Origin of the sequence: Acinetobacter sp. GG2, from assembly GCF_000292385.1 — a bacterium.
GTDB lineage: Bacteria > Pseudomonadota > Gammaproteobacteria > Pseudomonadales > Moraxellaceae > Acinetobacter > Acinetobacter seifertii.
Genome location: NZ_ALOW01000026.1, coordinates 102207 through 116454, shown reverse-complemented (window position 1 = coordinate 116454; position 14248 = coordinate 102207). Strand labels below are relative to the sequence as shown.

Genomic DNA, 14248 nt, shown 5'->3' with positions numbered 1-14248 from the left:
CGCTCTACCGACTGAGCTATTGGAGAATCTGATGCGCATTTTATGGATGAAATCTAAATGCGTCAATAAGAATATTAAAGAAAATGAATCGTTTGCTTGATTAATATGCTTTTACTGCACTAAAAACAAAAAAAACCACCCTAAAGAGGGTGGTTTTTTATAAAGAAATAAAATTATTTCTCTACACCAGCTGGTTGACCTGCAAGTTTTGCATTTGCATAGTCCCAGTTCACAAGGCTTTCTAAGAAAGTTGAGATGTATTTAGGACGTAAGTTACGGAAATCGATGTAGTAAGCATGTTCCCATACGTCAATTGTTAATACAGCAATTTGGCCGTGTGCAAGTGGAGTGTCTGCATTAGAAGTTTTAGTAATAGAAAGTTTACCGTTTACTTCATCAGCAACTAACCAAGCCCAACCTGAACCGAACTGAGTTGTTGCAGCAGCAGCGAATTCTTCTGCAAATTTTTCGTAGCTACCGAAAGCTTCGTCAATTTTAGCAGCGATTGCGCCAGTAGGCTTACCACCACCATTTGGTTTCATGCTGTTCCAGTAGAAAGTGTGGTTCCAAACTTGAGCAGCATTGTTGAAAATACCAGCTTTAGAAGCATCACCAGCAGTTGCTTTAATGATTTCTTCTAAAGTTTTACCTTCAAGGTCAGTGCCTTTAATTAAGTTGTTTAAGTTAACAACATAGGTATTGTGGTGTTTGTCATGATGGTATTCTAAAGTTTCTTTACTGATATGTGGCGCTAAATCATCATAGCCATATGGAAGTGCAGGTAAAGTAATGGTTGTCATGTTCCTATTCCTTGCATTTGCTGGGTTATACAATTAAGTGGCTCTATTGTAAATGATTCTGGTAACAATAGGGCATCGTTTTAAAGAACTATACACAATAAAGATCTAATTAATACGCATAACACAGATTGAAAAAAAGACTTAATTAAATCGGATTATTCAATTCAAAATATTCAGCTTCAATTGCAAATTGTTTTGAAATGGCTTGGGCCAAACGTTGAACACCATAACGTTCGGTTGCATGGTGACCACAGGCAAAATAATGAACACCTAATTCTTTAGCTTCGTAAAAAGTTCGTTCACTCACTTCACCAGAAATATAAGCATCACAGTTTTGTAAAGCCGCTTTAGAAATATAATCTTGAGCGCCCCCTGTACAAAAGCCTATTTTTTGAATAGTTTGTTTTTCTGCTGGTAAGTGAATGACTTTAAAATCAAAGCTATTTTGTAGTTTTGTTTTAAATTCCTCTACAGAAAGCGCTTGTTCTAAATAACCGATATTACCAATCGGATGTTTTTCGGTTAAATCAAGAGGTTCTAAATTCTGTAAATTTAATTTCTCTGCAATCGCTGCATTATTGCCCAAAGTTGGGTGCGCATCTAACGGCAGATGGTAAGCGACTAATGAAATATTATTTTGAATGAGTTTTTTAATGCGATTACCGCGCATTCCTGTAATTGGGTACGGTTCGCCTTTCCAAAAATAACCGTGGTGCACGAGTAATAAGTCTGCGTTTTGAGCAATTGCTGCATCAATAGCATCTGCGGAAGCAGTAACGGCACAAACGATACGATTTACTTCAGTTGAACCTTCAATTTGCAGGCCATTTGGTGCGTAATCTTTAAATTCTGCCGCTTTTAAGGTTTGATCACACCACTGAATAATTTCATGCAAATTCGCCATGATATTTCCTGAATTGAGTAGTAAATAATTGCTAAAGCTATAGAAACATATTTTGTTGTGTAACTAAAGCTAGACAAATCTTTTTTGACTTTTTTATGTATATCGACATATTTAATTTAAAATGCGTAATTGAAAACTCTTTTTGTTCAATATATTAATTTAATTAAAAACTTCTTTTCGTAGAGGATATGAACGTGCGCCGCACCTTTACATGGTTACCTTGGGTGTTACTTATTATTGTAATTGCCAGTTTTATCGCATGGCAAAAATACCATCGGCCGAAGCCAACTGTTGCAGTTGATGGTGTGCAAATGCCTGCTGAGAAAGTTGAACCACTGGTGGATACTTCTCGAACGGGCGGGGTGGTGTCCTATAGCGCTGCTGTAAAAGTTGCAGCGCCGGCAGTTGTGAATATTTTTACGACCCAGAAAGTTAAACAAAATCATCCTTTATTGAGTGATCCTGTCTTCCGTGAATTTTTTGGAAATCAGGTTCCTGAACAACAACAGCAAAATGAAAATAGCTTAGGATCTGGTGTTATTGTTCGTGCCGATGGTTATATCTTGACGAACAATCATGTGATTGCTCAAGCCGACCAGATTGTAGTTGCTTTACATGACGGACGTCGTGCCGTAGCTACAATTGTCGGGACAGATCCTGATACAGATTTAGCAGTGATTAAAATTGATTTAGATAAGTTACCAGTATTGCCATTTAAATTGAGTGGTAATGAAGTTGGTGATGTTGTCTTAGCAATTGGTAATCCATTTGGTGTGGGTCAAACAGTAACTCAGGGAATTGTTTCCGCAACTGGTCGCTCAGATTTAGGTATAAATACTTACGAAGACTTTATTCAAACAGATGCTGCAATTAACCCAGGTAACTCGGGTGGTGCGTTAATTGATGTCGCAGGTAACTTGATTGGTGTAAATACTGCTATTTTCTCGCAATCTGGTGGTTCATTAGGTATTGGTTTTGCGATTCCTGCTAAAGTTTGCCAACAAGTACTCAACTCTATTTTAAAAGATGGTCGTGTAGTCCGTGGTTGGTTAGGTATTAGTTTACTTCCACCTACGCAAGATGATGTATTGGCACCAAAACAACAGGTCGGAGTTGTAGTTGCTGATGTATTGAAAAATGGTCCAGCAGCTTCAGCTGGTATTAAAGTTGGTGATAAGATTGTTCAAGTAAATAATGAACAGATCACTTCAGCTTCTCACTTAATTAACTATGTGGCTTTACAAGCACCAAATAGCGAAATTAATGTACTGGTTGAACGAGATGGTAAACAACAAAACTTTGTTGTGACTGTAGGGGAGCGTAAAGCGCAAAATACCCAATCTCAGTATATTCCGCTACCAAAGCGTTAAAATCTAAATAAAAAAAGCCTCGTAAAGAGGCTTTTTTTTATGATTACTCATTAGGAATGACTAACACTTTGATGCTGATTTTTAAATTCAGTTAAAGCTTCAATTCGATATTGAATGAGCATTTCACCAATTTCAGCACCTTTAATATTTTCAGGTAAATTCTGAACTTTGATTGAGCGAACGATTTGCATAGCTTCAAGCATATATTGAGCTTGAGGATAAGGACGATCTTCTAATCCTAATCTTCCTTTTGCATCACATTCACACGCTTGTACAAAAGCTTCTACTCTTTCAGGACGACGTAAAACATCTAGGCGTTGTAGTAGACGCCATAAAGTGCCTGGTTTTAATGACATAATTTGGTGGCATTTTAAATGTTCTTTGCACACTGATAATGCCAACTGCTTGGTCTGAGTTGGAACTCGTAAGCGTTCACATAAATCAGTAACTGGTTTAATGCCACGCTCTTCATGCATGATATGACGAGGAAGCTCATCAGCAGGGGTCAATGCTTTACCAAGATCATGCACTAAAACAGCAAAACGTACATCGAGTGAATAATTGGATTTACAAGCTTGTTGTAATGACATAAGAGTATGAATACCACAATCTACTTCTGGATGATATTCAGGACGCTGAGGTACACCAAATAAAGCATCAATTTCAGGGAAAAGATGTTTTAACGCCCCACAATCACGCAGAGTTTGGAAGTAAATGTCTGCATGAGTTTCCATTAAAGCACGAGAAGTTTCCTTCCAAACACGTTCTGGCGTTAATGCATCTAGTTCACCTGACTCCGCCATAGTTTGCATAAGTTGCAAAGTCTCAGGAGCAATTTGAAAACCATATGGGAAATATCGTGCTGCAAAACGAGCTACACGTAAAACTCTTAAAGGGTCTTCAGCAAAAGCTTCTGAAACATGACGTAGAGTTTTATTCTCTAAGTCACTTTGTCCACCATATGGATCATATATTTTGCCGTCTTGATCCATGGCTATTGCATTAATGGTTAAATCACGACGAATTAAGTCATCTTCTAAGCTTACAGTGGTATCAGTAAAGAATTGAAATCCGTGATAGCCCTGACCTGACTTCCGTTCGGTTCGTGCAAGTGCATATTCTTCTTTGGTTTGGGGATGAAGAAACACAGGGAAATCTTTGCCTACAGGTTGAAAACCTTGGGCGAGCATGTGTTCCGGCGTTGCACCGACCACAACATAGTCTTTTTCTTGATAGGGATGCCCAAGTAAATAATCTCGAACAGCACCGCCTACTAAATACACTTGCATGAAAAAACCTCTATTCTTCAAGCAATCATGCTACAGAATAGAGGTTTTCTCAAGTCATTAGAAACGCTTTTCGTAAAAAGCAGTTTCTAAATTACTTTTCTTGTTGTTGAATTTCAGCAACAGTTAAAGCAGTCATATTGATAAGGCGGCGAGTCGTCGCTGTAGGTGTCAAAATATGAACTGGTTTAGCAGCACCTAGCAAAATTGGACCAATGGTAACGTTGTTACCAGAAGTTGCTTTTAGCAAGTTAAATGAAATGTTTGCTGCATCTAGGTTCGGCATAATGAGCAAGTTTGCTGAGCCTTTGAAGCGTGAACCTGGGAATGCAAATTGACGAATGCTTTCGTCTAATGCTGCATCACCATGCATTTCACCTTCAACTTCAAGCTCTGGAGCTTGCTCAGATAAAATACGATAAACTTCACGCATTTTTTGAGCGCTTGAATCAGTCTGGTCGCTGCCGAAACTTGAGTGAGAAAGTAAAGCTACACGTGGTGTAATACCAAAACGACGTACTTCTTCAGCTGCTAAAATTGTCATTTCAGCAAGTTGTTCAGCAGTCGGGTTAGTGTTTACATAGGTATCAGCAATAAACAAGTTACGGTCTTCAAGCATTAATGCATTGAGCGTGAAGAAGTTGTTCATACCTTCTTTAAGGCCAATAACGTTGCGTACGAAGTCTAGGTGAATGTTATAGCTACTGTAAGTACCACATAACATACCATCAGCTTTACCAAATTTAACCAGAAGTGATGCGATTAAAGTTGAACGACGGCGAGCTTCACGTTGAGCATATTCAACAGTAATGCCTTTACGTTGCATTGTTTGGTAGTAGTCTTTCCAAAACTCTTCGTACATCGGGTTTTGTTCTTGATCTACAATCTCAATGTTCACGCCATGTTGTAAACGTAGGCCTAATTTTTTGATGTTTGCTTCAATGACAGCAGTACGACCAACTAAAATTGGTTTAGCTAAATCTTCATCAACTGCAATTTGAACAGCACGTAATACGCGTTCATCTTCACCTTCAGCGTATGCAATACGTTTAGGATCTGTTTTTGCTTGAGCAAAGATTGGTTTCATCAAGAATGCAGAGTTATAAACAAACTCAGACAGTTTTTGACGATATGCAGCAAAGTCTTCGATAGGACGAGTTGCCACACCTGAATCCATTGCAGCTTTAGCAACAGCAGGTGCGATTTCTAAAATTAAGCGTTGATCAAGTGGACGTGGAATCAAGTAGTCACGACCAAATGAAGCAGATTTTTCGCCATAAGTAGCAGCATCAGCTTCTACGTGAGCCATACGTGCAATTGCATGTACACAAGCAATTTTCATATCTTCATTAATTGTTGTAGCACCTACGTCAAGTGCGCCACGGAAGATATAAGGGAAACATAAAGCGTTGTTTACTTGGTTCGGGTAGTCCGAACGACCAGTTGCCATGATGACATCAGGGCGTACTTCATGCGCGTGTTCAGGTAAAATTTCTGGATCTGGGTTTGCCAAAGCAAAGATAATAGGATTTTCAGCCATTAGTTTCACCATGTCTTTGGTGAGAATGCCAGCAGCTGAAAGGCCCAAGAACATATCTGCGCCAGCCATTACTTCATGTAATTGAGTCGCTTTAATGTCTTGTACATAACGTTTTTTAGATTCATCTAAGCCTTCACGTGAAGTCGTAAGAAGACCACGAGAGTCGGCAACAATGATATTTTCTTTATTTACGCCCAAAGCGCAAAGTAAATCTAAACAAGAAAGGGCAGCAGCACCTGCACCTGAAGCAACAATTTTGATTTCTTCAATTTTCTTGTTAACCAGTTGTAGAGCATTTAATAATGCTGAACCTACAATAATACTTGTACCGTGTTGATCATCATGGAACACAGGAATTTTCATGCGTTCACGAAGTTTCTTCTCGATATAGAAACATTCTGGCGCTTTGATATCTTCAAGGTTAATACCGCCGAAAGTTGGTTCTAATGAAGCAACAATATCAACGATTTTATCTGGATCGTTCTCAGCAATTTCAATATCAAATACGTCAACACCAGCGAACTTTTTGAAAAGAACGCCTTTACCTTCCATTACTGGTTTAGAAGCTAATGGACCAATATTACCTAAACCAAGAACCGCAGTACCGTTACTTACAACAGCAACTAAGTTGCCACGTGCAGTATATTTTGCAGCAGCTGAAGGATCACGTTCAATCTCTAAACATGGAGCAGCAACCCCTGGTGAATAAGCTAGAGCTAAATCTCGTTGGTTGACGAGTTGCTTACTAGGCGTGACGCTGATTTTCCCTGGATTTGGATATTCGTGGTAATTTAAAGCGGCCTGTTTTAAAGATTGATCGTCCATCTGAGTCTCTATTTGATACAAAAAAGCAAACTAGTCAAATCACTCATTTAGGGGGAGGCAATGTGATGCTCTTACTATGCTTTAATTTTTACCAATTAAGAGAATAGTAGACGAATTGCCAATAGCCCCATAGTGAGCTAAATGCTAAAGAATATAACACTACTTCTCTATTTCTCACAGTCAAAAACGCTCATTTTTGGAAAAACCAGTGCATGTAAAATAGACTGTTAAAACAATTATGAAATATGTGTATTTGATTGAAGATATTGCTTAATCTGATTTGGATGAAGTGGACGACTAAAGAAATAGCCTTGTAAAAAATCACATTGTTGTTTTTGTAGATAAATAACTTGCTCTTCGGTTTCAACACCTTCAGCCACCAGTTTTAATCCCATACTTTTGCCCATCGCAATCATGGCATTGACAATAGCTTCTTGTTTTTGATCGCCGATTTTTGAAATAAAGGCCCGATCAATTTTTAAAACATCGATTGGATATTCTGTCAGGTAAGCTAAAGATGAATAGCCTGTACCAAAGTCATCGAGTGCAATCGAAATATTGCGTTCTTTAATTGAATGCAATAATTTTTTCACATTATCAGTATTGTCTAATAAAGCCGATTCAGTAATTTCGAGTTCTAGATTTGATCCATCGAGTTGATATTTCTCTAAAACTTCATCTAAATCATTCAGTAAAAGTCCACGATGAATTTGTTGAGCAACAATATTTACAGAGACTTGAATATCTGAATAACCTGAGTTTTTCCACTCTTGTAATTGTTTGCCAACCTTATCTAAAACCACTTTACCAATATCGGAAATAAGGCTACTACGTTCGGCAAAAGGAATGAACATATTCGGCATGACTAATTCCTTGTCAGGATGTTGCCAGCGAATTAAGGCTTCAAAACCTTTAACAGATTTGTCATTTAAATTAATTTTTGGTTGATAATAAACAATAAATTCATCATTTTGGATAGCTTTGCGTAATTCTTGCTCTAAATCTGCGGTTTTATACGGATTGCTTGCTTTATTGAAATAGTAGCAAATGGTGTTACCACCTAAACGTTTTGCTTCAGATAGTGCTTGTTCGGCATGGTTATTGAGATGGTCAATTTGTCTACCGTGTTCTGGAAAGCAGGCAACTCCAATAGAGGCGGTAATAAAATACTCTTGTTGATCAATATAAAATGGAGTATTTAATGCTTGTAAAATATTTTGGCAATATTGCTCAATATTAGGATGAATTGGTGATATTTCATAAATAATTGCAAAATCATCACCATTTAAGTAAGCCACTAAAATGGCATTAATGTTGGTGAGGCGTAGACGTTGCGCAAACTGTTTTAGTAATTCGTCACCACTATCATTATTTAAAAACTCATTAAACGCTCTAAACCTATCAATATTAATACGTATTAATGCAAGATTTTTAAAGCTATAAGATGGATTAATTAAATACTGGTGTAATTGATTGTAATAATAAAAACGATTAGGAAGATGAGTTAAGCTGTCATAATTTTTTAAATAAGATAAATGTTGCTCTTGTCGCTTTTGTTCGGTTAAATCACGTGCAAAGCCAATATAATTAATAACTTGATTATGTTCATCTTTCACAGCATTAATATGGAGCCATAAGTGAACACTTTTACCTGATACAAACTTTTCATCAAACTGGCCCATATATTCGCCAGTTTTAAGTAGTTGCTGGGTAATCGAGTCATGAAACTCTTGTTGCTGTAATTTCTGATTTATTGTGATATTGAATAGTTGTTGATTTAACAATTCAGATTTAGAAAAACCAGTTAATTTTTCATAATAGGGATTAACATCAATATAATTCAGTTTATCATCTAAAATAAAAATTCCTTCTGCTGCTTGTTCAAGCACAATAGCGCAAAGTCTCAAATGTTCTTGATCTTTTTTTTCTTGATGAATATCTCTAGTCATTCCCACCATACGTAAAGCTTTATTGGTTTTAGGGTCACGGCTAATGACACGACCTACATCATGTATCCAACGCCAAGAACCATTACGCCGCAGAATACGAAAGGTAATATTGAAGTGATCAGATTTTCCATCTAAATGCTCTTTTAAACGCTCATCAAATAACTTTCGATCATTAGGATGGATACGTTCTAAAATTGTATTGAGGTGTAAAGATGTATTTTGCGTCTGCTTTTGTCGATCAAAAAAAGTAATTTCTAATTTTTGTTTTTCAATATCCCAATCCCATGGACGAATACCAGCAGTTTCATGAGCAAATGCCAAATTATGATGATGGCTTTCAAGCTTCTCATTCATTTTGGTTAAATCATAGGTTCTTTCACGTACTTTCTGTTCGAGCAAATGATTATTAAATTGAAGCTGTGCTTCAATATCTTTTGATTTATTTACTTCTTGTTGAAGTTGAATACATAATTCTTCAGCCCATTGCGTATGTTGTTCCGCAACTTGTACGAGTTGTTTATTTTTAAATAGGAGCTGAGAAATTTTTTGGTAGTTGCGTTGAGTTGCGTAAGCACAAAGTAGGGTAGCTAAGAAGGCTAAATTATACGCAAAGTAAAAGGGAAGTTGCGATGTCTGTACATGTGTAAACTGGCTAATAATAAGCGGAACTGTACTTGGAATAAAAAGTAAATAAAAATATCGGGGTTGCTGAGTTAAAAAGGTAAGGCCGATAATATGAGATGAACTAATAAATAATCCAATTAGAATATGAACATCAGAGATAGATATAATTGTAGAAGGAAGGGAGAAATGCAGAACAATTATATTCACTCCCATTAATATCCCTGATACCAAACAAATAGCTTGTAGTGTTAAATCAGTTTTTCTAATGAAATTAATGTCACGATAACGTGTTAAAAACTTTGGGATAAATAATAGACAACCAAGGCATAAAATAGTGAAACCAATTGACCAAATAAAATTTGTGATGTAAGAAGTAAAGTAACAAGTGAAAATAATGGCCGAAATTAAACAAAGTAATATTAAGCTAATCAGATACAAGCGAATATATTGAATTGAGAGTCGGAGCTGCTCAATCCTTGTTTGATGCTGTAAATATTCTTCCTGAAGGCCAGACATAAGATTTTTCTATCCTATTTTTTTACATTTATACAGAAAGAATCTGATTTATCAGTGGAAAAGAATTTAAATTAATATTCATACATTAAAAGTAAGTTAACTTTAATTGTTGATTTAATCAATGTTCAATTAGCTTATATGGATAAAAACCGATAATTTAAAATAGATAATGCAACAACAGGCGCAGTTTCGGTGCGTAATACACGGTCTCCGATACACCAGTTCATAAAACCCGCTTCATTGGCCTGCGTAATTTCATTTTCGCTTAAACCACCTTCCGGACCAATTAAGAGAGCGAGTTCTGGTTGGATCCCTGCTAATACATCTTTTTGTTCTTTTTCAGGAGCCAAAACAAATTTGGATGCAGGAAGATCAGAAGATTTTAGCCATTCATGAAGAGGGACGGGTGCTAAAACTTCGGGGACAAAGTTAAGCCCGCATTGTTCACAGGCTGCAATTGCAACAGCTTGCCAATGGTCTAATTTTTTTTGGTCGCGGTCGTATTTTAAACGCATTTCACAGCGTTCACTGGTTAAAAGCTGAATTTTGCTTACACCAAGTTCGGTGGCTTTTTGAATGGCATAATCCATTCGGTCGCCTTTACTCATGACCTGACCAAGAACAGCTTTAAAAGGGGCATTACGGTTGGCAGGATTAAAATTCTCAATGGCGACAAATGCATTTTTTTTATTAATTTCGGTGAGTGTCGCAAGATATTCGCCACCTTGTCCATTAAATAGAGTCGCTTGTTCTTGTAGTTGTGCGCGTAAAACACGCACCCAATGATGAAATACCGATTCAGTCAGTTGAATTGTTGAGCCAACTGTAAGTTCAGTTTCGATAAAAAAACGATTCATTGGGTACGCCTTACAAAATTAATTTAAACCAAGATCAACAACAAGTTGACGGGTTGGTTCGACTTGATTCATTGAATAAAAGTGTAAGCTTGGTGCACCACCTGCAATCAGGCGCTCGCATAACTTAACAACAACTTCATGACCGAAAGCTTTAATACTTTCACTGTCATCGCCGTAGGCTTGTAATTGCTTACGAATCCAACGAGGAATTTCAGCACCAGTACCATCTGCAAAGCGAATTAAGTTACTTGCATTGGTAATTGGCATAATACCAGGAGCCACTGGAAGGTTAATTCCTGCACTCTCCAAGCGCTCTATAAAGTAAAAGTACGAATCTGGATTAAAAAAGAATTGGGTAATTCCTGCATTAGCACCAGCTTGTACTTTTTCAATAAAACGTTGAATATCTGAATCAAGATTTTCAGCTTGAGGATGCATTTCTGGATAAGCCGCAACTTCAATATGAAAATGATCACCTGAGTGCTCACGAATAAAACGTACTAAATCTTGAGCATAAGGAAGCTCGCCAAGTCCAACCTGACCAGATGGTAAGTCGCCACGTAAAGCGACAATACGGTCAATACCTTGTGCCTTGTATAAGTCGAGTAGTTCAGCAATACGCGCTTTATCATCACCAATACAAGAAAGGTGAGGGGCAACAGGTGTACCTTTGCCATTGAAATCATCAATAGCAGCAAGCGTGCGTTCGCGAGTAGAGCCACCAGCTCCATAAGTAATCGAGAAAAACTCAGGGTTTAATAGCTGTAGTTCTTGGTGAACAATACGAAGTTTTTCAGCACCGGCATCAGTTTTTGGCGGGAAAAACTCAAAAGAAATAGGTGTACGTTTAGTCATGTCAAATCCTTGTAAACAGCGAAACATTTTAGAAAAAAGGGCAGTCGGTTCACCGTCTGCCCTTTAGTTCTTAGTATTTGTAAGCGTCAGACTTGAATGGTCCCTCAACAGCAACACCTAAGTAATCGGCTTGCTTTTGAGTTAACTGGGTAAGTACACCACCGAAACCTGCAACCATTGCCGCAGCAACTTCTTCGTCAAGTTTCTTAGGAAGAACTTCTACACGGATTTTTGCAGCTTTTTCGTTTGCAGGAAGGTCAGCAAATTTCTCTTGGAATAAGTGAATTTGACCTAAAACTTGGTTAGCAAAAGAACCGTCCATCACGCGTGATGGGTGACCAGTTGCATTACCTAGGTTTACAAGGCGACCTTCAGAAAGAAGGATAAGGTAGTTGTTTTCGTCTTCTGAACGATAAACTTGGTGAACTTGTGGCTTAACTTCAACCCACTTGTAACCACGTAAATAAGCTGTGTCGATTTCTGTATCGAAGTGACCGATGTTACATACAACTGCACCAGCTTTTAAGCTATCTAACATTGCAGCATCACATACGTGGTAGTTACCAGTAGTCGTTACAACAAGGTCAGTGTTGCCAAGTAAGTCTTGGTTAACATCTTCTTTTTTACCTGTTTGTACGCCGTTTTTGTATGGAGATACAACTTCATAGCCGTCCATACATGCTTGCATTGCACAAATCGGGTCAACTTCTGTTACACGAACAATCATGCCTTCTTGACGTAAAGATTGAGCAGAACCTTTACCTACGTCACCGTAACCAATCACAAGTGCACGGCGGCCAGATAACAACATATCTGTAGCACGTTTGATTGCATCATTTAATGAATGACGGCAGCCATATTTGTTGTCGTTTTTAGACTTAGTAACTGAGTCATTTACGTTAATTGCAGGTACTTTCAAAGAACCGTCTTTCCACATTTCGATAAGACGTTGAACACCTGTAGTTGTTTCTTCGGTAATACCGTGAATACGTTCTAAAAGAGCAGGGTATTTTTCATGAACAAGAGCAGTTAAGTCACCGCCATCGTCCAAAATCATGTTGGCATCCCAAGGTTGGCCATTAACATTGATTTGTTGCTCTAGGCACCATACATATTCTTCTTCAGTTTCACCTTTCCAAGCAAAAACTGGAATACCGCGAGCAGCAATTGCAGCAGCAGCGTGGTCTTGAGTAGAGAAAATGTTACATGATGTCCAGCGAACTTCAGCACCTAATTCAACAAGCGTTTCAATAAGAACCGCTGTTTGAATGGTCATGTGAATACAACCAAGAATTTTTGCGCCAGCAAGTGGTTTAGAAGCTGCATAACGTTTACGTAAGCCAATCAAAGCTGGCATTTCTGCTTCAGCAAGTTTGATTTCTTTACGACCGTAATCAGCAAGTGAAATGTCAGCAACTTTGTAATCTGTAAATGAAGCATTAACCGCGTTCATCAGGATCTCCTAGGAAAAAATAGTATTGATCATTCTGTTCGCGGATGCCGTTGTTGGTTAAAACGAGTGTTTAACCGATCGTCGAGCCTGGCAAATTGATCTTTAGTGCCGATCATTTGTCGCAGCATCCCTCGACTAGCGAAACATTGTACTTGGAAAAGCTTTTAGTGCCAATCCAGTTTTGTTTATTATCTGCTTAATTACGACTTTAGATTTAAATTATGGCCTTAAATATTCCCGAATCTTTGGCAAACCTCGAGGCAAACAGTGGTGTTTTTGCAGTTTGGATGGTACTAAAGCATTATGGGGTACAAATTGATGTTGCTGAGTTGATTAAAGTTTGCCGATATGAGCAAGATGGTACCTATACCATTGCTTTAGCTGTTGCTTTAAAAAAGTTTGGCTTTGATGTTTCATTTTATTCAGATAAAGACCCTAACATTAGCCCCAGCGAACGTATGAGTTATAAAGAGGCAAAGGTGTTGAAAATACCGACAGGGCCTGCTTTGAGCTATCAAGACATTCAAGGCGCAATTCAAAATGGGCAAATGGTAATCGTGTACTACGACACTTTAGAAGATGTTGGAAATCAGTCGCTCGTTTATTCTGTAGATTCAAACGAAATTTGCTTTTTCGATAGTTTTGAGCCGATGTCAGCAACAGTTTTTGAGAACCAGCGTAAAGCAGAAGGGATTTGTCGTCAGGCTATTGTAATTGGTGATCGTAATTTAAATATTTATTCGACTACATTAAATTAGGTCAAAGTGAGCCAGTAGAGTGCTGGCTCAGATTGAAGTTATTGTTGTTGATATTCTTGAATGACTTCTAAAGCAGCACGAAAAGCTTCTTGAGTAGCAGGCGCGCCGCAATATGGCAGACTATGCAATAAAGTTTCTTGAATCTCTTCAACTGTACAACCATTGTTGAGCGCGCCACGAACATGGCCTTTAAGTTCAGTTGGCGATTTAAGTGCTGTGAGCATTGCTAAAGTAATTAATGAGCGATATTTACGTGGAAGCACACCTTCACGTTGCCAAGTTGATCCCCATGCATGTTCATTAATCCAGTCTTGTAAAGGTTGGGTAAAGGGTACGGTATTTTCTTGGGCACGTTTTACAAAAGCTTCTCCCATCACTTCTGTGCGTACTTTTAATCCATTTTCGTAATCTTGCTTAGACATTAATTTCTCCTAAAAATAAAAGCGTCGAGTGACGCTTTTATGGCTATTTATTAATTAATGCGAATCAAAAATGATTGCAATAGTGAATT

11 protein-coding genes are annotated in these 14248 nt (G+C 37.9%); 2 read left to right on the top strand and 9 right to left on the bottom strand.

The window, feature by feature from the left end:
• Positions 1-173 precede the first annotated feature (173 nt).
• A complete protein-coding gene (locus tag B554_RS0104840; RefSeq protein WP_004700390.1) occupies positions 174-800 on the bottom strand; it encodes a superoxide dismutase in 627 nt (208 codons plus the stop codon).
• 145 nt (positions 801-945) lie between these two features.
• On the bottom strand, positions 946-1704 hold the full coding sequence (locus tag B554_RS0104835; protein ID WP_019457175.1) for a Nif3-like dinuclear metal center hexameric protein: 759 nt from the start codon (positions 1702-1704) through the stop codon (positions 946-948).
• Positions 1705-1898: 194 nt separating this feature from the next.
• Here B554_RS0104835 and B554_RS0104830 point away from each other — a divergent pair, with 194 nt between their 5' ends.
• Positions 1899-3074, top strand: coding sequence for a S1C family serine protease (locus B554_RS0104830; RefSeq protein WP_019457174.1), 1176 nt, complete (start codon positions 1899-1901; stop codon positions 3072-3074).
• 50 nt (positions 3075-3124) lie between these two features.
• On the opposite strand, the gene B554_RS0104825 is transcribed toward B554_RS0104830, so the two are convergent.
• The 6 genes from B554_RS0104825 to ahcY form a co-directional block, all read right to left on the bottom strand.
• Positions 3125-4363, bottom strand: coding sequence for a multifunctional CCA addition/repair protein (locus B554_RS0104825; protein ID WP_019457173.1), 1239 nt, complete (start codon positions 4361-4363; stop codon positions 3125-3127).
• A 91-nt stretch (positions 4364-4454) separates the two neighbouring features.
• Positions 4455-6725: an NADP-dependent malic enzyme gene (locus B554_RS0104820; protein ID WP_004700400.1), complete on the bottom strand. Its 2271-nt coding sequence runs from the start codon at positions 6723-6725 to the stop codon at positions 4455-4457.
• A 236-nt stretch (positions 6726-6961) separates the two neighbouring features.
• Complete coding sequence (locus B554_RS0104815) at positions 6962-9814, bottom strand: putative bifunctional diguanylate cyclase/phosphodiesterase (protein ID WP_019457172.1); 2853 nt, start codon at positions 9812-9814, stop codon at positions 6962-6964.
• Positions 9815-9948: 134 nt separating this feature from the next.
• On the bottom strand, positions 9949-10671 hold the full coding sequence (locus B554_RS0104810; protein ID WP_019457171.1) for a 16S rRNA (uracil(1498)-N(3))-methyltransferase: 723 nt from the start codon (positions 10669-10671) through the stop codon (positions 9949-9951).
• Positions 10672-10689: 18 nt separating this feature from the next.
• The gene (metF, locus tag B554_RS0104805) at positions 10690-11526 is read right to left on the bottom strand and encodes a methylenetetrahydrofolate reductase [NAD(P)H] (RefSeq protein WP_019457170.1); all 837 of its coding nucleotides are present in this window, start codon (positions 11524-11526) and stop codon (positions 10690-10692) included.
• 70 nt (positions 11527-11596) lie between these two features.
• Complete coding sequence (gene ahcY / locus B554_RS0104800) at positions 11597-12979, bottom strand: adenosylhomocysteinase (protein WP_019457169.1); 1383 nt, start codon at positions 12977-12979, stop codon at positions 11597-11599.
• A 221-nt stretch (positions 12980-13200) separates the two neighbouring features.
• Between ahcY and B554_RS0104795 the strand changes: the two genes are divergently transcribed.
• Positions 13201-13737 carry a cysteine peptidase family C39 domain-containing protein gene (locus B554_RS0104795; protein WP_019457168.1) on the top strand — a complete coding sequence of 179 codons (537 nt, stop codon included), beginning with the start codon at positions 13201-13203 and terminating at the stop codon, positions 13735-13737.
• 38 nt (positions 13738-13775) lie between these two features.
• On the opposite strand, the gene B554_RS0104790 is transcribed toward B554_RS0104795, so the two are convergent.
• Positions 13776-14159 carry a carboxymuconolactone decarboxylase family protein gene (locus B554_RS0104790; protein WP_000043121.1) on the bottom strand — a complete coding sequence of 128 codons (384 nt, stop codon included), beginning with the start codon at positions 14157-14159 and terminating at the stop codon, positions 13776-13778.
• Positions 14160-14248 lie beyond the last annotated feature (89 nt).